Source organism: Enterococcus sp. DIV0170, from assembly GCF_051710765.1.
In the GTDB taxonomy this organism is placed as follows: domain Bacteria; phylum Bacillota; class Bacilli; order Lactobacillales; family Enterococcaceae; genus Enterococcus_A; species Enterococcus_A raffinosus.
Genome location: NZ_JBIOLG010000001.1, coordinates 2,264,920 through 2,288,207 on the forward strand (window position 1 = coordinate 2,264,920; position 23,288 = coordinate 2,288,207).

The window sequence follows — 23,288 nt, forward strand, 5'->3', positions numbered from 1 at the left end:
AATGAAGCTGGGAAAAATAGCTTTATTAGCTATTTGCCCCAGCTTCATCGATCTCTTTCATTACATTAGATAAGATACCATTGACAAACTTTCTTGACTGGTCGTCACTGAAAGTTTTGGCTAACTCGATTGCTTCGTTTAAAACTACTCGATTGGGTACTTGCGTGTTGTACAACATTTCATAGATTCCTAGTCGCAAAATAATCAAATCCATTTTTGCAATTCGTTGAATCGTCCAGTTAGAACGCAGGTGTTTTTTAATAATTTCATCCAGCTCTGTTTGATGATCGACAACTCCACCAACTAATTCATCCAGATAGATGGGAACAAATGCTTCTTCGTCATCACTGACAAATTCTTGTTGATCAATACTTAAAGCATGGTTGATCGCATCTTTTTTAGTTAATTCTTGATTAAAATCTAAGGGAAATAATGCCTGCAATGCTTTTTCCCGAATCTCGTGACGTGACAATTCTTTACTCATTATTTTCCTCTTCATCATTAAATAATTCTTCTAGAGTCGGTTGTTCCAATTTTTCCGCAACTACACCAACAACATGAATGTTTACTTCACTTAAAGCTAAATCAGTCATGAACAATACTTGCTGTTTTACACGTTCCTGCATTGCCATCGCTACTTTTGGTACAGAAGTTCCATAATCGAAGTAAGAATAGATATCGACTTTTAAACCATCTTCGTCGTTTTTAAGATAAACGCCTTTACCGTGTGCTGATTTACCAAGCAATTCAGTGACATTGCTAGCTAAGGAACCACGCATGCCATAGACACCATCAACTTTTGAGGCTGCAATTCCGATAATTACTTCGATTACTTCTGGCGCAATAATAATCTCACCAAGTTCTGGGCTTTCGCCTAAAACTAAATTTTTTTCATCTGCCATCTTACTCTCTCCTTATTCCTCCAAATATCCTTATTTCTCTAAAGAAAAATAAAGTCGTTACTGATATCGTATATCATCTAACAGAATATACACAATTAATTTAAAAATCTCTGTTCATAAGAAATTAAATATTAATGATGTTTCTAAATCTTCAACTAATCAAAATGGAACAGCAAAAGCGATTATGCTCGAGAAACATAACTGCCATCTTGTGTATTAACAATCAGCTTATCTCCTTGATTTACGAAGAATGGTACATTTACTGTCAAGCCAGTTTCCATTACAGCGGGTTTTGAACCACCTGATGATGTATCACCCTTGATATTGGGCTCCGTTTCTGCAACCTCTAGAGTAACAGTATTAGGAAGGTCTACCCCTAATACCTCATTACCATACATAATAACAGTAAGTTCAGTGTTTTCTAACACGTAGAGCATTTCTTCCGCCACTTGTTGTTTGGGCATCTCAATTTGTTCATAGCTCTGCATATCCATGAAAACATAGTTGTCTCCGTCATCATAAAGGTATTGCATTTTTTTATTATCAATTTGAGCTTTCGCTACTTTTTCACCTGCACGGAACGTTTTTTCTTGAACTGCTCCAGTACGTAAATTTTTAAGTTTTGAACGAACGAAGGCCGCACCTTTACCTGGTTTTACATGTTGAAAGTCAACTACGCGCCAAATGCCGCCATCCACCTCGATAGTCAAACCAGTTTTAAAATCGTTTACTGAAATCATGATACTTCCTCCTAATTCACTAAAAGATAATCAAAAGAAGTGATTATCTACCTATTACCCCATCTTTACAGATTTGGTTCTAGTTTATCATTTCTTGTTTACTTACGCTACCACTACTCTGTTTAGGTCATTCGTTTTTAATGAAACTATTTCTTAACAAAAAACACAGCCTTGTTTCCACTAAGTTTTTTACAAGGGATACAGAAAGCAAAAAGTTTATAAAATAATCAGTTCTTTTGATGATTGAGTTAAGATTCGATTGCCCTCAGCTAAAATCACTAGATCATCTTCTATTCGCACACCACCTAAACCAGCTATGTAAATACCTGGTTCATCCGTGATAACATTGCCCACCGTTAAGGGCTCTTCATTGGAACGGCTAATATTTGGTCCTTCGTGAATGTCCAAGCCAATACCATGTCCAGTAGAATGTCCGAAAGCTTCACCATATCCAGCTTCCGTAATAATGTTCCGAGCAACGGCATCCAATTGTGCACCAGTTACACCAACTTGTGCTGCAGCTAGAACGTTTAATTGCGCATCTAATACAATTTGATAAATATCTTTTAACTCTTGACCAGGGTCACCTATCGCAAAAGTTCGTGTAATGTCTGACACGTAACCTTGATATACACAGCCAAAATCAAGTGTAATTAAATCTCCCTGCTCGATCATTTTTTCACTGGCTACACCGTGGGGTAAAGCGGAACGTACACCACTTGCAACAATCGTATCAAACGATGTTCCTGTTGCACCAAGTGAACGCATGAAGAAATCTAGCTGGTTAGCCACCTCAATCTCTGTCATTCCAGGGCGAATCATTTTTAAAACATGTTCAAAACCTTCATCAGCAATGGCACATGCTTTTTCAATAATGGCGATTTCACCGGCGTCTTTCTGCTCTCTTAATTTTTCAATTAGTCCACTTGCAGGAGCCAATTCAGCATCTATCGCTTCTTCAAAAATTGAATACTCCGCATAAGTGATATACGAATCTTCAAACCCAAGAACATTGACTCCCTCACTTTCCATCAGTTTGAGTATCTCACTTGTAATGTCCCCTTGATGTTGAAGGATCGTCATTCCTTGGACTTGTTCGCTCGCTTGTTCAGTATAACGAAAATCGGTAATAAAAAAAGCGTTGTTCAATGTGATAAATGCTAAACCAGCAGTTCCAGTAAAATTCGTTAGGTAACGAAGATTAGCTGGACTTGTTACTAAGTATGCATCTATTACTTCTTTTTTCATCAGTGCACGTAATTTTTCAATTCGTTTTATCATTCTCATCACCCATTATCCATTATAACAAAGAGTGTCAAAAAGCTGAACGAACACGTCTAGAAAAACAATAGAAGCTTCACAAAAAAACAGAAGCCGAAAATCGACTTCTGTTAATTCATGATCATCATCTTCCAGTGAAGAAAGAAACGACTGCTACAACTACGACAGCTCCTAGAATAGAAGGAACTAACGCCATTCCTGCTAAATGAGGACCCCAGTGACCAAAAATCGCTTGACCTATATAGGAACCGGCTAAACCAGCGATAATATTAAAGAGACAACCCATCTGCTTTCCACGTCCTGAAAGGCTGCCACCAATTGCTCCAATGACAGCACCTACTATTAATGTCCAAATCATCATTACCCCTCCATTCTTGATACTAAATCTAGTTTAATTTTTAATATTAGGTCATTGTCAATAGCCTAATATTAGTTTCATAAAAAAGTTTCGCAGTTGTGAAACCAAATAAAACGTTGATATAAAAACTTTTTCGTAATTGTAAGCGGCTAAATTGATTGATAAAAACGCTTTTTTATCTCTGCCTGTGAATAACTTTTTTATTTCAACAAATCCGTTCGTAGTTTTATGCTGTTTTTACCCCAATTCACTCTATCTAAATAATATGGAAAATCACCATTTAAGGAAAAAGTATCGGGCTCTGGTACATTGATTTTATTCATCCTTGCACTACCTTTTGCTAAATAACCTGTACCCATTTTCAACATGTCTTTTAAATTAAGATTACTACCGGAATACTCTTTGACCGTACCATAATTATTAGTGATAGATGATAAACGAGGACGCACTGTTTTTCGCTTCATCAATCGAATGATGTCTTCTTGCCGTTCAAAAACATCCATTCGACCATCTTCATCAATTTGATAACTGATATAAGCATCAATTTCCTCTAGTGTCATTCGTTGTTTTCCTTTTGAAAACCGTTGACCATTTTTTAAAGCAACAAAGTTTTTATAAACTGTCACTGGCATTTTACCATCTTCTTCAAGTCCCACTTCTTTCACACCAAGTAGGCTGTCTTCTTTTTTTAAAATCAAATATTTTTTTACTTCTATAGAAAAAGCGAGTGAAAAATAGGCTAAAAATTTTTCAATCGTCACTTGAGTATACAACTCACCCAGTGTCACTTTTTTAATTTTTATTTCTGGAGAAATCCGCAACAAACTGTTTACTCCGCTAGTTAAGTCATAGACAAAAAAACTTGAACAAGTTTGGTCATCAAATACAAATAAAACTTTCATGACGATCTTCCTCTCTAAAACAAGTTTATTAAAGATAAAAAGAAAAAACATCCGCCGCAAGTCTGAAAGTTATTCTTTTTCATGCTATTTATCTAAATAATGATACAATAAACAAGAATTAAAAACGAAACCTTTCACACAAAAGGAGCATGTCATGAATACAATTAGTTACGTTGTTTTAGCTATGCTTGTTCGGTCACCTCTAACTGGCTATGAATTAAAGCGTTTTTTGAATCTTTTTTGGGAGGCGCATCATAGTCAGATTTACCCGACATTGAAAGAATTACGCAAACAAGGGTTTATCGAAATTATTGATATTCCTGACGGAAAACGTAAAGTCTATGATATTACTGCATCGGGAAAAAAATTAGTAAAGGAATGGGTACTTATTAAAAGTCCTACACCGTCTCAAAAAGATGAGTTCTTGGCAAAAATCTTTACTATATCCGCATTAGATCGTGACACTGCTAAATTTTTGATTATGGAACGCAAACAACTCTTCAACGAGCAATTAAATGAGTACTCAAAAGTACTGAACAATTTGAACGATCTCACTGGAGAAGAGTATAAAAAAAATTTTGGAAGAGAATTAATTGTTGAACGAAAGATTCGTTTATGCAAGGAAGAACTCTATTGGTGCGAATGGGCAGAAGAAAGAATTGAAGAGTATTTTACTGAATAATCATGTTAACACAGCTTTTAAAGAAAAGCTGTGTTTTTTTATTAGAAATTATATGTAAATTTATTTATGTAAATATTGACACAAATAAACATTATGATTAAACTATTGAATGGAAAGTGGTGACCTAATGGAAAATTTAAATGAAAACTTAGTAACGGAAAAAGAAAATGACAAAGCTGCGTATGTCGTCGCATTTGCTTGCATGATCGCTTTTATGGGAATCGGGTTAGTGGATCCCATTTTGAACTCGATCGCCAAATCTTTACAAGCTACACCTGCTCAAACAACGCTCTTGTTTACTAGTTATATGATGGTAACGGGAATTGTTATGCTATTTACTGGTTTTGTTTCTAGCCGAATTGGTATGAAGAAAACCTTAATGTTAGGACTATTTATTATTATCGTTTTTGCACTTTTTGCTGGATTATCTAATACAATCAATGCTTTAATCTACTTTAGAGCTGGTTGGGGATTAGGAAACGCGTTATTTATTTCAACCGCGTTGTCCGCAATCGTTAGTGTTTTAATCGGTCAAACAGAAAAATCAATCATGCTTTATGAAGCTGCAATGGGATTGGGAATGTCAATTGGACCACTTGTTGGTGGTTCACTCGGTTCTGTCTCTTGGCGATTGCCTTTTGCTGGTGTATCCATTCTGATGCTGATCTCCTTTTTATCAATATCGATCATGTTTAAAGAACCTAAGGATAGTACCAAAGAAAAAATTGATTTTTTTGCCGGTGCTAAAGCTTTAAAAAATCATAAATTACGCTCTATCGGTTTGATTGCCTTACTATATAATTTTGGCTTTTTTACTTTACTCGCGTATGCCCCTTTCTTGATGCCTCACTTTTCAGAAATGGAAATTGGCATGACCTTTTTTGGGTGGGGAATTTTGTTAGCAATTTCCTCAATTTTCCTAGCAACACGATTTGAAAGAAAAATTGGTACCTTTTATACTTTGATGATTGGTTTTATTGGATTTGTCATTTGCTTGCTGTTAATGGGGATTAATGCGGATCAGCCGACACTTGTTGCAGCGGCTTTAATCGTAGCAGGCTTCTTCCAAGGAATCATTAATACACTGATGACTACTATCGCGATGGAAATTCCAGGTATCAAACGCAACATTGCTTCCTCTACTTATAGCTTTGTTCGTTTCTTCGGTGGTTCATTAGCACCGTTTGTCGCAGGAATGATCGGTGCAAAGTTCGGGGGCAACTACACTTTCTATTTTGCCAGTGCTATGGTCCTGATTGGAATTATATTGGTTAAAGTTCATTCACAATACTTTGAAACAGTAGAAGAGGAAGAAAGCGAAGAGAATCTATAAAAGACTAAAGGGAGCCCCTTGATAGGCTCCCTTTAGTCTTTTATAGATTGTTTGAATTTCATTTTCAAAGCTTAATACATTATTTTAATCTAAATAAATTGCAGCCTCTTTATCTAAAAGCACTGTCAAATTAGGATGCAGGCGCAAAACTGATGCCGGCACATCCTCTGTTATCGGTCCTTCTAAAGCTTGTTTAATAATAGATGCCTTCTTTTCACCACTAGCTATTAACACTAGTTCTTTCGCCCCTAGAATCGTTTGAGTACCAAATGTGACCATCTCTTTTCCTGGTGTATAAGGCGTCATCCCATCGATTAGCTTGTACATCTCATCTGCAGGATCAATAGGGACACGATACACCCCATAATCAAAGGACATAAATTCTGGCATATTCCCACAAAAGTGACCATCATTACCAATTCCCATCAATACAAGATCTAAACCGCCATCCTCAGCAATTTTTCGATCGTAAGTCTGATAGTTCTTTGCGTCTAAAACTTCAATGTTCTCATCTTTAATTCCTAGCGGGTGATATAGCTCTTCTTGTAGGGCTTGCATTGTCAACCCGTATTTTTGATTCATCAAAGTGATTTCATCAAAATTATAAAAATGTGCCAAGCTCTTATCAAAGTCCACTTGCTTTAACCGATCAGCCAAGATCTTATAGGCACGCTTAGGAGAAGAACCTGCAGTTAACGCCAAGTTCATACGACGATTCTCCGCCCATTTCATTAAAATAATATCTGCCGTAAGTTGGCTTAATGTCTCATAATTTTCTGTTACTATTAATCTCAATTCAATACCTGCCTTCTTTAAAGAATAGTAGAAAATGAAAAGGGTCTCCAATTAAGTAAGAAATCAATTTGGAACCTTTTCTTTTACTGGCATCTTCAAAATACAATTTTGCGGGCAAGCCTCTATACAGTCGCCGCAATTAATACAAATATCTGGATCAATTACTGCTACATTATTTTCCATTTTAATGGCTTTTTGTGGACAAGCTTTCACACAACGATTGCAGGTGATACAACCAACATCGCAAATTTTTCGGACACTGCCGCCTTTATCTTGATTCGAACAAGAAACGATTGATGTATTTTCTGCTGGCAGCATTTTTATCAAATTTTTAGGGCATGCGTTAATACATTTCAAGCAACCAACACATTTGTCTGGGTCTACCTTTGCAACCCCATCAATAATATGAAGCGCATCGTATTCGCAAACTGCCGCGCAGTCACCAAATCCCATACACCCAAATCGACAATCCTGCGGTCCACCAAAAATTTGATTCGCTCCATAGCAAGTAGTCGTCCCAGTATAATCCATTTTGCTATTTGTAAACTCACAAGTTCCATTACATCGGACAAATGCCGCAATTTTTTGTACATCGTCAACTTCGACACCTAGAATCTCTGATAATGCTTGGCGTGTTGACGCTCCTCCAGGGGTACAATTAGTGGCCCCTGCATTCCCCTCTGCCATTGCTTTTGCATATCCATCACAGCCAGAAAAACCACAAGCACCGCAATTGATTCCGGGTAGAGCACCTCGTAAAGCTTCTTCTTTTTCATCAACCGGCTTATGAAAAATGATCGTGGCGAGCGAAAGAATGACCCCTGCGATCAATCCCATACCGCTGACAATGCCAATGGGTATCATGATTTCTGTCATTTTTTCTCCCCCCTTAACGGAATAATCCTTCTGCCAAACCGGCAAAACCAAGAAATGATAATGAAACAATAGCCGCAGCAATCAATGTTATGGGTAACCCTTGCAAAGAATCTGGAATATCATTTCCTTCAAGTCGTCCACGTACACCAGCAAAGATAACCATAGCAACTAAAAATCCGACACCCGCCGCAAAGGAATTGACCATTGATTGTATGAACGAATAATTTTTAGAAAAATTCAGAATCGTTACACCTAATACCGCACAGTTTGTGGTGATTAAAGGTAAATAGATGCCTAATGCATTGTAAAGTGAAGTCATGTAGCGTTTCATCACAACCTCTACTAGCTGCACCAATGCGGCAATTGTTAAAATAAAAACGATTGTCTGTAAATAATCCAAACCCAACGGAATCAATAGAGAAGCATATATTGGATACGTCACTAATGTTGCTAATACCATAACGAAGGTTACCGCCAATGACATGCCAACCGCCGTATCTAATTTCTTAGACACTCCTAAAAATGGACAAATACCTAAAAACTGCGATAACACAAAATTATCGGTCAAAATCCCTGCTACTAAAATCGTTACAAAAATCTGCATTACTGATCACCAGCCTTTTCATCACAAACTGTCGTACAGGCTTCAGCGATGGGACATGCTGTACAATCGATTTCTTTTGTTTTGCGATCACTTAATTTATTCGCCACCATAACCAGCATTCCAAAAACGAAAAATCCACCTGGCGGCAAGAGCATGATTGTCATCGGCGGAACCACTCCTGCAGTAATCGGCATCCCAAACAAGGTACCACTGCCAAACAATTCGCGAATTCCTCCCATACAAAGAAGCGCCATCGTGAATCCGACTCCCATACCCAAGCCATCTAATGCTGAATGAAGTACTGTGTGGTCTTTGGCATAAGCTTCTGCCCGCCCTAGGATAATACAGTTCACTACGATTAAAGGTAAATAGATTCCCAACGTTGCATCTAAGGCGGGAGCCAACGCCTTTACTACTAATTGAACCACCGTCACAAAGCCCGCGATAATGGTAATGAATGCTGGAATACGGACACGGTCAGGAATTACTTTACGTAAGAGAGAAATTACGACATTGGAGCCTAAAAGAACTACTGTCGCTGCAATCCCCATTCCTATACCGTTAATAGCTGATGTGGTAACTGCCAATGTTGGACAAGTCCCTAACATGAGACGCAGGACAGGATTTTCCTTGATTAAGCCTTTACTAAAAATAGCTGATGCTTTTTCTTTTTCCACTAGTTCTCCCTCCTATTTCTCTGACTTAGTCACTTGCTCAAACAACGCAAGTGCTTCTTTGACCGATGTGGCTACAGCATTAGAAGATTTGGTTGCTCCTGTGACTGCTTCGACTTGGTTTTTACTCGAAGGAGAATTCTTGACAACTTCTAGCGTCTCATTAAGTCCAGAAAATTGATCCGCAAATTCTTTTTTTGTGACGTTTTGTCCGAGTCCAGGGGTTTCATTCGAAGCGTCTAAAACATTTACCCCGACAATTTTTCCATCCTCAACAGCACTCATAACACTTACATCACTACCATAGCCATATGACTTAGTCACAAAGAGATACCCCAAAGTCTTACCTGAGGAGTCCAGTGCCTTATAGCCTTGATTTTCTCCAGTCACTTTAATTTCTTGAAAATCATCTGCTTTAATCAACTGACTCATAACACTTTGCGTCTGCTCCCATTCTTGCTTTGCAATACGCTCCTTGAACATAGCCCGTGTTCCTGCGACAGCAAAAGTGATGACCAGACAAATGATAAATAAACAAAGCGCATCAGTAAAAATTACTTTAGAACCTGATCGTTTCATTTTACCTTCGCCCCCTCACCAAAAACCTTAGGAATGGTTAGATTCTCAATATGAGGGACAAGGATATTCATCAATAAAATTGCATAGGAAACACCCTCAGGCAATGCAGCGAAGAAGCGGATCAAAACAGTGATAACTCCACATCCGACTCCAAAAATAATTTTGCCATTTCTTGTAATTGGAGATGTTGTATAATCAGTCGCCATGAAAATAGCTCCTAGTAATAATCCCCCAGACATCATTTGATACAAAGGATCCCCACCTAATATAGTAGAAAAAATAACTACGGTACCAATAAAGCAGAGAGGAATAATTGGCGAAATCACTTTTCGAACAACTAAATAAGCCCCTCCGATCAAAAGAGCCAATGCACATGTCTCTCCCAAACTTCCTGCTCGAACTCCTAGAAACATATTAAGTAGTGAAGGAATAGGCTGTCCGGTCTGAGAAGCTGAAAAGTAGGTTGCCGACGAAATGACGTCTGGTTGAAACATGTAATAGTTCAATGGTGGCTGCCAAGTGCTCATCTGTGAAGCAAAAGACATCATCAAGATGATACGGGCAGTAATTGCTGGATTTACGAAGTTCTGTCCAATCCCTCCAAAGAATTCTTTTACGATTACAATTGCGATTACACCGCCTAGAATGGCCATCCAAAAGGGCAACGTTACGGGTAGATTCAATGCTAACAATATTCCCGTAACAACCGCTGTCAAATTGTGTATTGTGTCTGGACGTTTCAGAATCTTTCTCGTTACATACTCACTGATGACACAAGCACTAACCGTTACTATGATTAAAATAAGAGCACGAAAACCAAAAATAATTGTCGACGCGATGACTGCTGGAATTAAAGCAATAATCACATCCAACATAATACTGCGACTACTGCGTCCACAGTGAAGGTGCGGCGAGATGGATACAGGTAATTTGTTCATTGAGCAGCCTCCCTTTCTAACTGTTTTGCTCGTTTCATGGATTGAACAAGTCTACGCCCCGCAGGACAAACAAATGCGCAACAACCGCATTCCATACAGGCCGATACATTCAGATTCTTCAAGCCAGCTACATCATTATTTCGTGTGCAGCGTTCAATCTGTACAGGCAACAATGACATTGGGCAAGCCTCTACACAACGACCACAACGGATACATGGGGATTCCTCCGGTAAGCTTTGCTCGGCTGATAAAATTGTGATGGCATTCGTTTGCTTAGTAATTGGTAATTCTGTAGAAAACTGTGCCATTCCCATCATAGGTCCGCCTAAAATAATCTTACTCGGCTCATCGATCAATCCACCACAGAACTTTATAACCTCACCAATTGGTGTACCGACTGGAACTACAACGTTTTTTGGCTGCGCAACATTTCCATCAACTGTTATTCTTTTATGGGTCAGTGGCATCCCAATCTCAATGTATCTTTGTAAAAGCGAGACTGTCGAGATATTCGTAATCAAGCACCCTACCTCAGATGGCAGCTTGCCTGGTGGAATTTTTCTACCAGTTGTTGCATATACCAACATTTTTTCCGCCCCTTGAGGATATAAAGAAGGAATCTCCATCACATCAATCCGTGGATCAAGATCTGCTAACTCATTCAAATGCTCCCGTAGCTTTTTCAACCCTTTCGGTTTATTACTTTCAATTCCTATCACCCCGTGAGGAATATTCAAGTAAGTCATCAACGCTTGCATTCCTGCGATAATTCGTTCCGGATACTCCAAGCTTTCGCGATAGTCAGATGTGATAAATGGTTCACACTCTGCTCCATTTATCACCAATGTATCAATTGGTGTATCTTCTTTGACATTCAACTTCACATGCAATGGAAATCCCGCTCCGCCGATCCCTACAATACCGCTGTCTCGTGCGGCCTTCAGTAAATCTTCCTTAGAATTAATCTTAATCGGTGTTGGTTCTGGGAACTCTACTGGTAACCCATCACTTGCAATATGAATAGCCTCACACATTTGACCGTTCGCCATTAGAATGGGTTTGATCCCTTTTACCTTGCCAGAAACAGAAGCATGGATTGGTGCTGAAACAAAAGCCTCTGAATCACCAATAACTTGCCCAACTGTAACAGTATCCCCCTTTTTTACCGTTGGTGTACAAACACCACCAATATGTTGTTGCATTGGAATAGTTACAATTTTCGGCGGTTCCATAAAAACGCTTTCATATTCTGCCGTGTTTTTATTGTGGGGAACCTTAACGCCTCCTTTAAACTTTGCGATAGCCTTAGTTATTGTATCCATAGACAAACCTCCCTTGTAATTCGAAAATATTCTGTAACTCAATTATCATTTTATACTCATGATTTTTCAATGAAAATGAGCACAATCTTAATTCAAAAATGTATCCCTGCAAAACAAATTAACCTAGAATAACAGATTACTATCCACTTTCAACCATCTTTGATAAAACCTTGAGAAATTTTTTCACAAATTTTTTTTACCAATAATTTAGCTTTCTTCTGTATATTACTATATTTATGATAGCACAGTGAAAAACAAATGTAATTAGTTTTCACAAACTCAGCAAAAAAAAACCTAGTGCTCAACTAGGTATTTTTCGGGTTCGTCATTTATGGTGTATTAGATAATGTCCATTGTAAAATAGTTTGATAACTACCAGATTGTCTCTGTGTATTTTTAGGCACAAAAAGCTCAAATTGGTTCAAAGGGATTTCTACATAGCCTGAAGCTGTGGTGTTACTTAAAGACACCAGTGTTACCTGATTACCAGGAGTTACTTGAACCTTCTGATTAGATAATCCAGAATAGTTAGAAAAATTCGTAGTTAATGCTCCTAAAGAAATACCTAGCTGGGCATTGTTCAAATTATTTTGCCCATTGTTCCAATTACTAGCCTGAATTACCTTTAGCTGCCAAGCTTTCGCGATTGTTCGAGTATCCTCTATTCGAATCATTCCTGTTTGAATCGGATTGCTACTGTTGCCACCAATATAGGCTTTCCACGTTTCATCAGCTACTGTTTGGATCGGATGAGTTCCGAAGTTTAAATTTGTAGGCAGCAAATCACTTTTCATTGTCAGTGAACCAGCTGAGAAATAAATATTCGTATTACCACCAAAGTTACTCAATAACTGAATAACGATATCATCACTTTGAATGATTCCACCACGAATACTTGCCCTGTAATCTTGTGCTAAACCTATTGGACTAGAAACAAATGTTGGAATTGAAACGTTCGTGGCTCCTAAGAGTGAAGCCGAAACAAGATTTGTACTAATCGTCGAATCTGGATTTTCTAAGGAAGCTATTAAACTATTCACACTAGATAATACAGAGGTAAGAATAGTCCCTACTAATCCTAACGGCAACGTATCTAAAATATTTTTTAAATCCTTCAGTCGTGTAGCTAATGTACTGCTTAATATTGGTAACAGTCCTTGACTGATATTAACTCCTAGTAAAGTAGAAGAAAGCTGTTCGGTTGAAATTGGAATATTATGAGTACCAAAATCTTCATTCTTAAGATTGGTAATTGCTTGATTGATATTCGGAATCGTTGGCCGCAAAGTAGGAAGTAAATTAAGAACGGAAATTAAGCTATTCAATAAATCCAACAATCCCCCAACAGGCAAATCAGCCGCCGGAATCGTTACTGCAGTTGTCACAGACGCTGCTCCATTCGGTACGACTTTGCTTGATAGTTCTGTTGGAACCGAAATCAACGCGTATTTTTTCCCGGTTTTTATCAATCCTACACCTGTAGTTGTCCCATTAATAGTAAAGGTCACTGGTTTTTGACTCACATTTAAATAGGGTGTTGCTGCTGTCGTTCCACTGTCATTATTTACTTGAGTATTCCCAAATAAATCAACAGATACCGCACTGACAATTATGTTAGAGCTTGTCAAGAAAAGGAAAAAAACTAAACTAATGAACCAAATTATCCGAAATAAATAATACCTTTTTTTCTTCATCCTCTCTCCTCCTTGTGCTAGTTCACTTTTGAGTCTGTCAATAATTTCCTCCAAAAGAAAATAATCGAAAATCATCTATTTTTTCATCCAAAGTACATGATTACCGCTTTCAAACACATGATTTTCTCAATAAATATACCGATATAACACGGGTTCTCACTACTAATTAAACAGATAAATCTCTTGTCTAGAAAATTTTATGCTCACCTGTAAAGACAGTCCGAGCAATTTTATACCACTTTTAGAGATTCTGGCTATATAATCACCGCATAAGTTTCACGCCCTTTTCTGCGCAGAAAAGAGCTAGTTTTGCCGCTTGCATAATATTGAGAAAGGAGGAGAGAATTGAAGAAGCAAATAGTGATCATCCTGTGGTTACTGTTGTTCTTTGGCGCTCTTTCTCCATTGGCTGAAGCTGCAGTAACCGACGGAAAAGTTCAATATTATTACGAAAGTAGTACGTCTATCAGCACTAGTCATTCATCCAGTAGCATAACAAAAGCTTCAGCATCCTTACACTCAGAATCCGGCAGCGCAACTAAAAGCCAAACAACGACTTCAACCAATCTTCAAAGTGGAAGCATGCATTCAAAAATTACACATTTTCTAAAAACAAATGATCAAAAAAATCTTTTTTTAATCGTCATTGGATTTTTGATTCTTGCGATTGCCTTTTTAGGAATAAGAATTACTCATAATAGGAGGAAAAACTAATGAAAAAACAATTTGCTTTGCTGTTTGCTGGGCTCTTTGCTGGCAGCCTGTTTGCTTTTTCAAATACTGCCCAAGCAGTAGATACCACTGGGACCGTTGATTATACCGATGGCGGCATCACCTTTGACCCGCAAGTCCCAGGAAATGCTAGTGCTTCATTACCAAAGAACTTAAATTTTGGTTCTCATGCCATCCAGACAACCAAGGATGAAATATGGACCGCAACATCAGATGGTGTACAAACATCACCCGCCACTACAGGACAAATTGCAGTTAGTGATAACCGTGGTGGAACATCAACTGGTTGGTCGGTGAAGGTTAATCAACCTACCCAATTCACAGCAAACTCAAATACTCTGACAGGTGCAGCTCTGAGCTTTACGGTAGGAACATTAACTAATAATGTGAATTCCGCACCAACTGGAACCCGTATTGCCAATGGCGCAAAAACAACAATGCTTGTTAATCAGTCCGTTTCCGTTCTAACCGCACAAGCGAATGAAGGCGTCGGTGAAACTGCGTTGCCGATTTCTAAGTTTGAGTTGGATGTTCCGAAAGATACAGCCAAACAACAAGCACAATACCAGACAACATTAGTTTGGACATTCTCAGCGACACCTAGCTAAAAAAAACTAGGATGGAGTTCCACCAATAGTCTCGTCTACTGAGAAGACGGCTACAGGCTATTCGGTCCTGGCTCCATCCTTTAAAATATACAAAGGGGAAAAGTAAATTGAGAGAGACTCTTCCATTACGCGGAAAATACAATTGAAGTAAGGAGATAGAAAATGCTGAAGAATCATTTAAGCTTAGTAGCACGAGGCCTGTTCCTCATTTTCGCTTTTTCATTTTTACCAATTGTCGCTCATGGAGAGTCATTGGATACCTTCGATGCGGTGATCCACCCTTCGGAGCATCAAATTGATAAAAATCAGCTTTATTATGATTTGCAGTATCAACCAGATGAAGCTGAACGTCTGACGGTTACTTTGACCAATCGGACAGATCAGTCAATTAAGTTGAAAGCATCATTTAATCGAGCTATTACAAATAGTTTGGGCGTTATTGAATATTCGGGGATGAATATGGATGAGAGCCATTTTGGCCCCAATATTACCGACTATGTGAAGCTTAGTGATAAAGAAATTAACTTAGCGGCAAACCAATCAAAGGATGTTTATCTAGATGTAAAGATGCCTTCAAAAGAATTTGAAGGTGTCTTAGCTGGCGGCTTGTATATCGAGCAAATATCTGACACAAAAGTCGATGGAAATATCAAAAACGTTTTTTCACGAGAAATTGCTGTGTTGCTTCAAAACACCACTGACGAGATAAGCCCAGAGTTAAAGATCATCAATGCACAGGCTATACAAGCCAATAGTCGTAACGCAATAAATGTAACTGTAGACAATGAAAAGGCAACCTACGTTAAAGATGTGACAATAAACTATCAAGTCGAAAAAGACGGTAAAACCATTGTTAAAGATAAAAAAGAACAGTTATCATTGGCACCAAGTTCTAGCATGCCCTTTTTGATTCAGATGAACAATACAGAGTTTTCACCTGGTGCTTATACAGTCAAGATGACTATCAGCTCAGGAGGTCAAAAATGGACAGGCACACCAACATTCACTGTCAATCAAGAGAAAGCAAAAGAGTACAACGAAAAGGATGTCTCAATCGAAGATAAATCGACAAATCCTTGGATCTGGATCGGACTTGCAGTGATTATCGTGTTATTAGCTATCGTGATAGTAATGTATAATCGAAATAGAAACTTGAAGAAAAAAATAAATGGACAATAATTGTTTAGATTCGGTGCTTCATAATTGAAGCACCGTTTTTTTGTGTGACTCAATAGTTTGAACGCTTGACTAAACGTTAGAAACCAAATACTATAAAGTATAGTAGTCTCTTAAATATCACTCGTGTATATAGTATAAAAATCTAAGAGGAGAAGTTATCATGCGGACAATAGATTTGATTGTTCTAGGGGTCTTAAAAAAGGAAGATCTTAGTGCCTACGATATTCAAAAATTGATTGAATATCAGAATATTTCTCAATGGGTAAAGGTCAGTACGCCAACTATCTACAAAAAAATGTTACAGCTTGAAACGCAAGGATATGTCAAAAGTAGGTTGATGAAAAATGGCAAGATGCCTGAAAAGGCTATCTACTCATTAACAGCAAAAGGCCAAACAGAATTTGAAAAGTTGATGCTGGGAATCGCTGCACGTCCGATCAATGTTTACTTGGATTTTAATGCGGTCATTTTAAACTTGGACAGCCTAGCGCCTACTGATCAAAAAGCCTGCATCAGTATCATCGAAGCCAATGTAAAGAAAATGAAGGTGGAATTGGACAATCAGTGGGTAAACTCCCAGAATTCAACTGTCATTCCAGAAACTGGAAAAGTCGTTATACGACAACAGTTTTATTTAATTGAAGCAATCGAGAAATGGATTGAAGAAATTAAAAAAGGATTCTAATAAGATGCTGTTGAAAGGTGATTCCCATGCTAAATAATGAAAGCATTTCTCAAAGTACTTTACCTAAAATAAACGCAGATTCCATCATCATGAGACCCCATGAGCTGTTACTTCCATACATAGCAAATTATACTTTTACTAATCCCAGTAAAATGTCTACACAGCAAACAATTTTGCCCACAATCAGTTCAACCTTGGTTTGTACCTTTCAAAATGGAAAATTTACAGCTGGTTTGCGAGGTGTGAATACCCGTTCAACGATGATTGCTGATTATGCACGTCAATTTGATTTTATGTTTCTTGTTGAATTTCATGCTGCAGGGTTATATCCATTCTTACAAATTGATCAAAATTACCTGGCGGATGATGGGTTTCTTTTTAATGACTTAAACCGTAGTTTGTCCCAACAAATCGCTGAAGCTTATTTCACAGCTAAAGACATTCTCTCCTTGACAAATAAATTGGACCACATTTTCTTGACACATCTGACTAACAAACAAATCAACCCCACCTTCTCGATTGCCTTTGAAAAGCTGCTTAAATGCAAAGGCGATATTCGCGTAAAGGACTTGGCCAGCGAGACATATTATAGTGAAAAACAATTGAACCGCTTGTTTATGAAATATGCCGGCGCCCAAATAAAAACGTGTTCACGAATTATTCGGATGAAAAACGCAACACATCTGTTACAGGAAAATCAACGAATTAGTCGTTTGTTCGAACAAACAGGTCATTATGATGACGCTCATTTTCTACGTGATTTTAGCGACATTTATGGTATCACTCCAAAAAAATATTTAAAGAATATGTCTGTTTTTTACAATGACCCCTATAAATTGTGAGCGTATACTCTTGTTTAAATAAATCAACAAGAAAAGGTGGTCGATCCTATGTTTACGCCCTATATCCGTTTTAATGGCAATTGTGAAGAAGCTTTTTTATGGTATGCGCAAGTTTTCAACGGAAAAGTACAACACTTATCCAGATACAGCGATAGCTCTCCTAATTCAGACATTTTCTCAACTGATAAGCTGAACGGTAAATTAATGCATGCCAGACTAACCATTACAGATTTTAATGGGCTTACTGGTGGCGATTATCTAGAGCCCATTGAAAAAAATGGCAACATTTCAATTCAGGCACATCTACCTGAAGAAGCTTTTGCCAGAAAAGTTTTTTCAGAGTTATCAAGTAAAGGAACTATCATAGCAGAAATTGTTGAAAATCCTCCACCAGATGATCGCAGCATCAGTGGCTGTGTCCAAGACAAATATGGGGTTACCTGGATTGTCTCTGCGATGAAAACTGTTTGATTGAAAGAAAGTCCATGGATAGTATAATGGGCTTTCTTTTTTTGCACCAAATTGACCTATTAGGTAAAGGGTGATAGAATGGTGTTGACCTATTAGGTAAAGGAGTAGAATTTATGACCGATTTTAATACCAACGACCCGAAGATTCAAAGAATTATAAATGCGGCGTTAAAAGAATTTTCTCTGAGAGGCTATGATGATGCCTCTACTAATCGAATTGCCAAATCGGCTGGACTATCTAAACCATTGATGTTTCATTATGTAAAAAGTAAAGAGGATCTGTTTTGGCTGCTTGTAGATTATTGTCAAAAAACAATTGATGAAGACTACTTAAAACAAATGGATTTTCAAGAAAAAGATCTTTTTAAACGGTTACGTCAGTCTTATGTCCTACAGATTGAACTAATGAAAAAAAATCCATGGATTATTGATTTTTCTAATAAAACATTCGAGTCAAAATCAGAAACAATCAACGCCAAACTAACTGATCGTTCCAAACAGGATTGTTTCCATTGTAAAAATCCTTTATTCGAGCAAATTGATGAATCAAAATTTCGATCTGAGCTCACAGTTGATCAATACAAACAATTGATTTATTGGGGAAATATCGGGTTTACGACTGAAGTTTTAGCTGAATTGAAAAATGCGAAGTATGAAGCTATTGATTATCAGGAAATCACCGACAAATTGATACAATATCTTGAAAATCTCAGCAGGATTTTCTATCAATAAAAATTGAGAGGTGCTTGATGAGAAGAAAACTATATTTAATTGGCAGCTTCCTATTTTTATCAATTGTCGGCTTTACTCAAGCAACAAAGAATTTCTCCCAGCAGAAAGAGGGATTTACAATGACACAATCAAAAATTTCCATTGCTTTTCCTTTACGTGGCGAATGGTTCACAGAAACAAGCCCGGCTGATCGTGTCCCAAGTCATGGAACCAATCATTTTGGACTGCGTTACGCTTTTGATTTCATTCAAAAAGATCGGAAAGGTGCCTCTCATACAGGTGGAGCAGCTGATTATATTTTCAAAGGCATTCCTTTAGATAACTATTATTGTTTTGGTCAATCGGTGTTTGCCCCATTTGACGGAGAAGTAATTAGTGTAAAAGATAATACGCTCGATGGCGAAATGGCTTCCTGGATTCACGATCAAACCACAGCGATTCGCCACTCCCTCTTTTTTAACCCAGAACGAGATGGTTTTGAAGCAATCGCTGGTAATTATGTCATCATCAAACAATCTGAGGGGATTTATGCAGCCTTTTGCCATTTGCAAAAGGAATCAATTGCCGTCACAGAAGGCGAATTCATTCAACAGAACGCTTATCTCGGTAATGTTGGACACTCTGGTAATTCTACTGAGCCTCATCTACATTTTCAACTGATGGATTCATCTACGATCGAATTAGCAAAGGGGCTTCCCTTCGTATTTAAAGCGTATGAAAAGTATGATGGGCAATCATGGATACCCGTTACTAATGAAATTCCCGCTGTCGGCGAACGAATTCGCTTCTTAGACTAACTCAGAAAGCAACTTTGATGCAGAAATATTTATTTAATGCAGTCTATTATACGAGTACAATTAGATCACTATTGAACAAGCCGAAAAAAGAACTTCCAGCGATTCGCGTGTTTTATTTTTTCTTTCCTTTGAAAAATAGCGTAAAATAATTCTATATTCGTAAAGTAAGGAGGAACAGAATGGAAAAATTGGAGAACTACAGTATTAGAATCGATATTCCTGAAGTAGAAGAGTATCTTGCTTTACGCAAAATTTGCGGTCTATCGGATCGAGGGATAGAAGCCAGTAAAACAGGGTTGAGTAATAGCATCTACTCTGTCATTATTCGACAAAATAAGGACCAAAAGCTAGCTGGAATGGGGCGGCTGATCGGCGATGGTGGTACAGCTTATCAAATCGTTGATATCGCTGTTCTTCCTACTGAACAGGGAAAAGGATTAGCAAAGACAATCATGCGACTTCTAATGACTTATATCGAAAGTGAAATTGACCCTCAGGCTTATGTGAATCTGATTGCCGATCGTCCTGCTGATAACCTTTATAAGCAGTTTGGTTTCGTTGAAACAGCACCAGAAAGTCTAGGAATGTATTTGAAAAGATAAAAAATAAAGGACTCCTTTTTCAGGAATCCTTTTTATTTTGTAAATACCACAAATCCTGGTAATTCTGGATGATCGACAATTAGCCCCTCTTGAACCGAACGTGCACCCCAAAAAATCAGCAAATCTCCTGCTGCCATGAAAATATTGAAAGCGGAAAGTAAAATTAGTTCGGTATTCGGAAATATCAGTGAGAGGAGAAAACTGCCCCCGCCTAATATAATAACTGGTGCCAATACACCAATTTTATACGCTTTTACTTCTAAAGCTTCTTTGCAGTGACAATACGGCATGAACTCTTTAAGATTGAATCCAAAGGTGATACTTTCCATTTTATTCTTCGCATAGTGTGCCCAAGCCAAGCCATGAATCAGCTCATGAATGAAAATGGATAAGATGAATGAAAAAAGAAATCTAAGAAAATTGATTTCCCAAAGTGGTGTGGCCTCCGCCCCCCAGCGCCAAAAGAATCCCACAACAACCACTATGATAAATGGTACCGGTAACAAAAGACCTTGCGTGCCAGCTTCCTTTGCTGAGAATGTTTTGTCTTTTTTATGATAGTGTTTTTCTTGCATCTCCTGACAGATCGCATCAAATCGTTCATATTTCTTATCCTTTTTCCGCCTTTTCCTTGTCTCCATAACTATTCCCCCATTCCCATGTTCCACATAGATCTACCCTTTAATTTTCTAACTTACCCTTTCCATCATGATATAGGCAGGACTCTGCTACGTCAAAATCTAAATTCATAAGAAATTCTTCATCAATGAGTTTTTAGGTGAATAAAAAACAGCTAAAAACTCTTTCTTTCAAGAATTTAGCTGCTTTTATATCTAATTTTTTTCTGATGTGCTCTTTCAAACAGAAAATCTACTTTCCTAGAAAATGGCTTTCGTGAACAAAGATTGTGTACATGAAGAGAGGAAGCCACAACTTTATCATATTCTTATTTTCCCTTGAATTCCTGCTGACATTCTTCTCAAAAACTAATAAGGTTAGGTCGAAAGGTTAGATGACAACAAAAGAAATTGAACGGCTGTCTACAACTCTATATAAAAACCATTCTCCCCTCACTTATATTATACCTGTTTGTGTGCTATTTCACGTTTTCGTTTTTTTGATAGTTTAACAAATTATTGGGAATAGTCAAAAGAAGCCATCGAAAGAACCGATGACTTCTAAAAATGCTTGTTTTTATCGTAGCTTCTGATTAATTTTCTCAATTTCTCGTTTGTATTTCAAATAGTAAAAAATCCAAATTGCAAAAAAGATAACGAAGAAGGACGTCGATGCTGATAAAATGACCTGCCATTTAAAAGGAAACCATTGATTTATTCCCGCTGCAACAATGAAGGCAAGAAAACTTCCACCCATATGAATCAAGGTTTGTGCTAAAATCGGCAGTTTCTTCACATTATATATCATACTCAACAGACCAATGACAACGGAAAGCAAAACAAAGCTTGCGACAATTTTTCTTACTTCGCTATCAGCAAAAATATAGGCAAAGAGCATACAAATGGTACTGCCAATTCCGATTGATTGTATTAATAGCTTTATTGTTTTTTTCATTTTTAGTTCCTCCTTTAAATACCTAAATGTTGTTTCAACTGATCAACAAAACGTCTGGAAACAGTGATTCTCTGCCCATTTTTCAAATAAGCGTATAAGCTGCCGGAAAAAGCAACCTCTAGTTTTTTGATTTCTTTCGTATTCACTATTGCAGATTTAGAAACCTGTAAAAATTGCTCTTTAGGAAGCTCTTCTTTTAGCGCCGCCAGTGATTTCCGATAGGAATAGTTTTCGTCTGCTGTATACAAAGTCATAACCTTATTGAAGACTTCCAAATAAATAATTTCTGATTTGTTTAGCAAGACAAACCCCTCTTTCATTTTGACCACTAATTGGTTTTCTTGATAATCCTCTAATCGCTCTACAATTTGAGCTCCTATCTCTTCCTCGTCTGCACGGATTCGGACTTCCGGCTCTACCCACTTCTTTCCAATCTCCATATGAATCTTCAACCCTTTAAACATGTGCCACCCCCGTCTGTATCTCTATAGTAAGTCATTTGCTTGCTTGAAAATAGACTTTTTTCCTTTCCGGTGTAATAGGTGTCCTATCCGGTACCAGCTCGTTTGATTACTATGAGAACAAAAAAACCAGAGACCTAAAAAGGTTTCTGGTTATTCCTTATTCCTGAACCATCTCTACACCCGCTGGATCAGTTGTGTAATCAAACTGGCTTTCTGTCTCTGTCTGTTCTTCTCTTAAATCAAGTACCAGCTGATGTTCCTGCAGCGCTGAAATTTTTTCTGTGATTAACAGTAATAGCTGCTTCAAACTTTCTTCAGTGTTGACCTTATTCTCTACAATTGCTTGGCAAAGATATTCGATTTGATGGCTTTGCTCAAATAACTCTAAGTAGCTTTCCACTGAATGATCCGCTTCACTAATAAGCTGCCAATCAGTATCATGATAATACGTGTTGTACATCAAAAAATCTAAACGATACACTGCTAAAACAAATAAATCTCGTACTTTTTTGTTTTCTCTCAATAGCTTCGCTAGTTCTGTTGAACCATTCGCTATTTCGCCGCCCAACTCCACTAAAACAGTGTAATTATTTTCGTACTCTTTTCTCAATTTCGTAAACAGCCGTGTCGTTTTAGCAACTTCCTTCTGCTTTTCGCGATATTTCAAAAATTGGAACATCAATAATGCTGCTAAAAATGAAAAGAAGCAACCAAAGAAAGCTGTTGACGCATTAACAAATGTCTTAATGATGTCGATGTTTTCGCTGAATAGCTCTTTGTTGAAATAGATAAAACCTATACTCGTCACCGCGATTACTTCGCCCACCAATAAAACTACCAAAGAAACAATCACTAATTTTTGCTTTTCTGAAATCATTTTTCACCATACATTCAAGTTGAATGCTTCTCCTTATATTTTTTTAGT

At 37.7% G+C, this 23,288-nt stretch carries 29 protein-coding genes; 11 read left to right on the plus strand and 18 right to left on the minus strand.

Going from position 1 to position 23,288, the window contains the following annotated elements; translation table 11 throughout:
• Positions 1-25 precede the first annotated feature (25 nt).
• From nusB to IGI50_RS10990, 6 genes are all read right to left on the minus strand, one after another.
• Positions 26-484 (minus strand): transcription antitermination factor NusB, encoded by a 459-nt coding sequence (gene nusB / locus IGI50_RS10965; RefSeq protein ID WP_010745903.1) that lies wholly within the window; start codon positions 482-484, stop codon positions 26-28.
• A complete protein-coding gene (locus IGI50_RS10970; protein ID WP_010745902.1) occupies positions 477-902 on the minus strand; it encodes an Asp23/Gls24 family envelope stress response protein in 426 nt (141 codons plus the stop codon). The genes nusB and IGI50_RS10970 overlap by 8 nt, the downstream gene beginning before the upstream one ends.
• A 182-nt stretch (positions 903-1,084) precedes the next feature.
• On the minus strand, positions 1,085-1,642 hold the full coding sequence (gene efp, locus IGI50_RS10975; RefSeq protein ID WP_010745901.1) for an elongation factor P: 558 nt from the start codon (positions 1,640-1,642) through the stop codon (positions 1,085-1,087).
• 216 nt (positions 1,643-1,858) lie between these two features.
• The gene (locus IGI50_RS10980; protein ID WP_035016346.1) at positions 1,859-2,923 is read right to left on the minus strand and encodes a M24 family metallopeptidase; all 1,065 of its coding nucleotides are present in this window, start codon (positions 2,921-2,923) and stop codon (positions 1,859-1,861) included.
• 124 nt (positions 2,924-3,047) lie between these two features.
• Positions 3,048-3,281: a GlsB/YeaQ/YmgE family stress response membrane protein gene (locus IGI50_RS10985; RefSeq protein ID WP_438777589.1), complete on the minus strand. Its 234-nt coding sequence runs from the start codon at positions 3,279-3,281 to the stop codon at positions 3,048-3,050.
• A 200-nt stretch (positions 3,282-3,481) separates the two neighbouring features.
• Positions 3,482-4,183 (minus strand): hypothetical protein, encoded by a 702-nt coding sequence (locus tag IGI50_RS10990; RefSeq protein WP_438776950.1) that lies wholly within the window; start codon positions 4,181-4,183, stop codon positions 3,482-3,484.
• A gap of 154 nt (positions 4,184-4,337) precedes the next feature.
• Between IGI50_RS10990 and IGI50_RS10995 the strand changes: the two genes are divergently transcribed.
• A complete protein-coding gene (locus IGI50_RS10995; RefSeq protein ID WP_010745897.1) occupies positions 4,338-4,865 on the plus strand; it encodes a PadR family transcriptional regulator in 528 nt (175 codons plus the stop codon).
• Between the two features lie 109 nt (positions 4,866-4,974).
• The gene (locus IGI50_RS11000) at positions 4,975-6,198 is read left to right on the plus strand and encodes an MFS transporter (protein ID WP_438776951.1); all 1,224 of its coding nucleotides are present in this window, start codon (positions 4,975-4,977) and stop codon (positions 6,196-6,198) included.
• Positions 6,199-6,282: 84 nt separating this feature from the next.
• On the opposite strand, the gene IGI50_RS11005 is transcribed toward IGI50_RS11000, so the two are convergent.
• The 8 genes from IGI50_RS11005 to IGI50_RS11040 all read right to left on the minus strand — a co-directional run bounded on the left by IGI50_RS11005 (position 6,283) and on the right by IGI50_RS11040 (position 13,680).
• Complete coding sequence (locus tag IGI50_RS11005; protein WP_438776952.1) at positions 6,283-6,993, minus strand: glucosamine-6-phosphate deaminase; 711 nt, start codon at positions 6,991-6,993, stop codon at positions 6,283-6,285.
• Between the two features lie 63 nt (positions 6,994-7,056).
• Entirely contained in the window at positions 7,057-7,869 is an 813-nt protein-coding gene (locus IGI50_RS11010) for an RnfABCDGE type electron transport complex subunit B (RefSeq protein ID WP_311855817.1), read from the minus strand.
• A gap of 13 nt (positions 7,870-7,882) precedes the next feature.
• Positions 7,883-8,473, minus strand: coding sequence for an electron transport complex protein RnfA (locus tag IGI50_RS11015; protein ID WP_010745893.1), 591 nt, complete (start codon positions 8,471-8,473; stop codon positions 7,883-7,885).
• The gene (locus tag IGI50_RS11020; RefSeq protein ID WP_311855816.1) at positions 8,473-9,150 is read right to left on the minus strand and encodes an electron transport complex subunit E; all 678 of its coding nucleotides are present in this window, start codon (positions 9,148-9,150) and stop codon (positions 8,473-8,475) included. The genes IGI50_RS11015 and IGI50_RS11020 overlap by 1 nt, the downstream gene beginning before the upstream one ends.
• Before the next feature lie 12 nt (positions 9,151-9,162).
• A complete protein-coding gene (locus IGI50_RS11025) occupies positions 9,163-9,726 on the minus strand; it encodes an FMN-binding protein (protein ID WP_438776953.1) in 564 nt (187 codons plus the stop codon).
• A complete protein-coding gene (locus IGI50_RS11030) occupies positions 9,723-10,664 on the minus strand; it encodes an RnfABCDGE type electron transport complex subunit D (protein WP_010745890.1) in 942 nt (313 codons plus the stop codon). The genes IGI50_RS11025 and IGI50_RS11030 overlap by 4 nt, the downstream gene beginning before the upstream one ends.
• The gene (rsxC, locus tag IGI50_RS11035) at positions 10,661-11,986 is read right to left on the minus strand and encodes an electron transport complex subunit RsxC (RefSeq protein WP_028020337.1); all 1,326 of its coding nucleotides are present in this window, start codon (positions 11,984-11,986) and stop codon (positions 10,661-10,663) included. Before rsxC ends, IGI50_RS11030 begins: the two co-directional genes overlap by 4 nt.
• Before the next feature lie 329 nt (positions 11,987-12,315).
• Positions 12,316-13,680, minus strand: a complete 1,365-nt coding sequence (locus tag IGI50_RS11040) for an adhesive domain-containing protein (RefSeq protein ID WP_438776954.1) — start codon at positions 13,678-13,680, stop codon at positions 12,316-12,318.
• A gap of 345 nt (positions 13,681-14,025) precedes the next feature.
• Between IGI50_RS11040 and IGI50_RS11045 the strand changes: the two genes are divergently transcribed.
• The 9 genes from IGI50_RS11045 to IGI50_RS11085 all read left to right on the plus strand — a co-directional run bounded on the left by IGI50_RS11045 (position 14,026) and on the right by IGI50_RS11085 (position 20,327).
• The gene (locus IGI50_RS11045; protein WP_438776955.1) at positions 14,026-14,394 is read left to right on the plus strand and encodes an LPXTG cell wall anchor domain-containing protein; all 369 of its coding nucleotides are present in this window, start codon (positions 14,026-14,028) and stop codon (positions 14,392-14,394) included.
• Positions 14,394-15,020 (plus strand): WxL domain-containing protein, encoded by a 627-nt coding sequence (locus IGI50_RS11050; RefSeq protein ID WP_222225671.1) that lies wholly within the window; start codon positions 14,394-14,396, stop codon positions 15,018-15,020. Before IGI50_RS11045 ends, IGI50_RS11050 begins: the two co-directional genes overlap by 1 nt.
• 162 nt (positions 15,021-15,182) lie before the next feature.
• A complete protein-coding gene (locus IGI50_RS11055; protein WP_438776956.1) occupies positions 15,183-16,199 on the plus strand; it encodes a DUF916 and DUF3324 domain-containing protein in 1,017 nt (338 codons plus the stop codon).
• A 160-nt stretch (positions 16,200-16,359) separates the two neighbouring features.
• Complete coding sequence (locus IGI50_RS11060; protein WP_438776957.1) at positions 16,360-16,884, plus strand: PadR family transcriptional regulator; 525 nt, start codon at positions 16,360-16,362, stop codon at positions 16,882-16,884.
• Positions 16,885-16,910: 26 nt separating this feature from the next.
• Positions 16,911-17,726: a helix-turn-helix domain-containing protein gene (locus tag IGI50_RS11065; protein ID WP_438776958.1), complete on the plus strand. Its 816-nt coding sequence runs from the start codon at positions 16,911-16,913 to the stop codon at positions 17,724-17,726.
• A 48-nt stretch (positions 17,727-17,774) separates the two neighbouring features.
• A complete protein-coding gene (locus IGI50_RS11070) occupies positions 17,775-18,197 on the plus strand; it encodes a VOC family protein (protein WP_438776959.1) in 423 nt (140 codons plus the stop codon).
• Positions 18,198-18,310: 113 nt separating this feature from the next.
• The gene (locus IGI50_RS11075; RefSeq protein ID WP_438776960.1) at positions 18,311-18,928 is read left to right on the plus strand and encodes a TetR/AcrR family transcriptional regulator; all 618 of its coding nucleotides are present in this window, start codon (positions 18,311-18,313) and stop codon (positions 18,926-18,928) included.
• Positions 18,929-18,945: 17 nt separating this feature from the next.
• Positions 18,946-19,725 carry a M23 family metallopeptidase gene (locus IGI50_RS11080; protein ID WP_174520503.1) on the plus strand — a complete coding sequence of 260 codons (780 nt, stop codon included), beginning with the start codon at positions 18,946-18,948 and terminating at the stop codon, positions 19,723-19,725.
• 188 nt (positions 19,726-19,913) lie between these two features.
• Positions 19,914-20,327, plus strand: coding sequence for a GNAT family N-acetyltransferase (locus IGI50_RS11085; RefSeq protein ID WP_438777590.1), 414 nt, complete (start codon positions 19,914-19,916; stop codon positions 20,325-20,327).
• 32 nt (positions 20,328-20,359) lie between these two features.
• On the opposite strand, the gene IGI50_RS11090 is transcribed toward IGI50_RS11085, so the two are convergent.
• The 4 genes from IGI50_RS11090 to IGI50_RS11105 all read right to left on the minus strand — a co-directional run bounded on the left by IGI50_RS11090 (position 20,360) and on the right by IGI50_RS11105 (position 23,240).
• The gene (locus IGI50_RS11090) at positions 20,360-20,968 is read right to left on the minus strand and encodes a DUF3267 domain-containing protein (protein ID WP_438776961.1); all 609 of its coding nucleotides are present in this window, start codon (positions 20,966-20,968) and stop codon (positions 20,360-20,362) included.
• A gap of 553 nt (positions 20,969-21,521) precedes the next feature.
• Positions 21,522-21,899 carry a DUF3021 domain-containing protein gene (locus IGI50_RS11095; RefSeq protein ID WP_438776962.1) on the minus strand — a complete coding sequence of 126 codons (378 nt, stop codon included), beginning with the start codon at positions 21,897-21,899 and terminating at the stop codon, positions 21,522-21,524.
• A gap of 14 nt (positions 21,900-21,913) precedes the next feature.
• Complete coding sequence (locus IGI50_RS11100) at positions 21,914-22,363, minus strand: LytTR family DNA-binding domain-containing protein (protein ID WP_438776963.1); 450 nt, start codon at positions 22,361-22,363, stop codon at positions 21,914-21,916.
• Positions 22,364-22,520: 157 nt separating this feature from the next.
• Positions 22,521-23,240: a hypothetical protein gene (locus IGI50_RS11105; protein ID WP_438776964.1), complete on the minus strand. Its 720-nt coding sequence runs from the start codon at positions 23,238-23,240 to the stop codon at positions 22,521-22,523.
• Positions 23,241-23,288: the final 48 nt, after the last annotated feature.

Excerpts from the sequence above, each read along its gene's own strand:
- nusB (WP_010745903.1), bottom strand. The coding sequence starts at position 484 with ATGAGTAAAGAATTGTCACGTCACGAGATTCGGGAAAAAGCATTGCAG.
- IGI50_RS10970 (WP_010745902.1), bottom strand. The coding sequence starts at position 902 with ATGGCAGATGAAAAAAATTTAGTTTTAGGCGAAAGCCCAGAACTTGGT.
- efp (WP_010745901.1), bottom strand. The coding sequence starts at position 1,642 with ATGATTTCAGTAAACGATTTTAAAACTGGTTTGACTATCGAGGTGGAT.
- IGI50_RS10980 (WP_035016346.1), bottom strand. The coding sequence starts at position 2,923 with ATGATAAAACGAATTGAAAAATTACGTGCACTGATGAAAAAAGAAGTA.
- IGI50_RS10985 (WP_438777589.1), bottom strand. The coding sequence starts at position 3,281 with ATGATTTGGACATTAATAGTAGGTGCTGTCATTGGAGCAATTGGTGGC.
- IGI50_RS10990 (WP_438776950.1), bottom strand. The coding sequence starts at position 4,183 with ATGAAAGTTTTATTTGTATTTGATGACCAAACTTGTTCAAGTTTTTTT.
- IGI50_RS10995 (WP_010745897.1), top strand. The coding sequence starts at position 4,338 with ATGAATACAATTAGTTACGTTGTTTTAGCTATGCTTGTTCGGTCACCT.
- IGI50_RS11000 (WP_438776951.1), top strand. The coding sequence starts at position 4,975 with ATGGAAAGTGGTGACCTAATGGAAAATTTAAATGAAAACTTAGTAACG.
- IGI50_RS11010 (WP_311855817.1), bottom strand. The coding sequence starts at position 7,869 with ATGACAGAAATCATGATACCCATTGGCATTGTCAGCGGTATGGGATTG.
- IGI50_RS11015 (WP_010745893.1), bottom strand. The coding sequence starts at position 8,473 with ATGCAGATTTTTGTAACGATTTTAGTAGCAGGGATTTTGACCGATAAT.
- IGI50_RS11025 (WP_438776953.1), bottom strand. The coding sequence starts at position 9,726 with ATGAAACGATCAGGTTCTAAAGTAATTTTTACTGATGCGCTTTGTTTA.
- IGI50_RS11030 (WP_010745890.1), bottom strand. The coding sequence starts at position 10,664 with ATGAACAAATTACCTGTATCCATCTCGCCGCACCTTCACTGTGGACGC.
- rsxC (WP_028020337.1), bottom strand. The coding sequence starts at position 11,986 with ATGGATACAATAACTAAGGCTATCGCAAAGTTTAAAGGAGGCGTTAAG.
- IGI50_RS11040 (WP_438776954.1), bottom strand. The coding sequence starts at position 13,680 with ATGAAGAAAAAAAGGTATTATTTATTTCGGATAATTTGGTTCATTAGT.
- IGI50_RS11050 (WP_222225671.1), top strand. The coding sequence starts at position 14,394 with ATGAAAAAACAATTTGCTTTGCTGTTTGCTGGGCTCTTTGCTGGCAGC.
- IGI50_RS11055 (WP_438776956.1), top strand. The coding sequence starts at position 15,183 with ATGCTGAAGAATCATTTAAGCTTAGTAGCACGAGGCCTGTTCCTCATT.
- IGI50_RS11060 (WP_438776957.1), top strand. The coding sequence starts at position 16,360 with ATGCGGACAATAGATTTGATTGTTCTAGGGGTCTTAAAAAAGGAAGAT.
- IGI50_RS11065 (WP_438776958.1), top strand. The coding sequence starts at position 16,911 with ATGCTAAATAATGAAAGCATTTCTCAAAGTACTTTACCTAAAATAAAC.
- IGI50_RS11070 (WP_438776959.1), top strand. The coding sequence starts at position 17,775 with ATGTTTACGCCCTATATCCGTTTTAATGGCAATTGTGAAGAAGCTTTT.
- IGI50_RS11075 (WP_438776960.1), top strand. The coding sequence starts at position 18,311 with ATGACCGATTTTAATACCAACGACCCGAAGATTCAAAGAATTATAAAT.
- IGI50_RS11080 (WP_174520503.1), top strand. The coding sequence starts at position 18,946 with ATGAGAAGAAAACTATATTTAATTGGCAGCTTCCTATTTTTATCAATT.
- IGI50_RS11090 (WP_438776961.1), bottom strand. The coding sequence starts at position 20,968 with ATGGAGACAAGGAAAAGGCGGAAAAAGGATAAGAAATATGAACGATTT.
- IGI50_RS11095 (WP_438776962.1), bottom strand. The coding sequence starts at position 21,899 with ATGAAAAAAACAATAAAGCTATTAATACAATCAATCGGAATTGGCAGT.
- IGI50_RS11100 (WP_438776963.1), bottom strand. The coding sequence starts at position 22,363 with ATGTTTAAAGGGTTGAAGATTCATATGGAGATTGGAAAGAAGTGGGTA.
- IGI50_RS11105 (WP_438776964.1), bottom strand. The coding sequence starts at position 23,240 with ATGATTTCAGAAAAGCAAAAATTAGTGATTGTTTCTTTGGTAGTTTTA.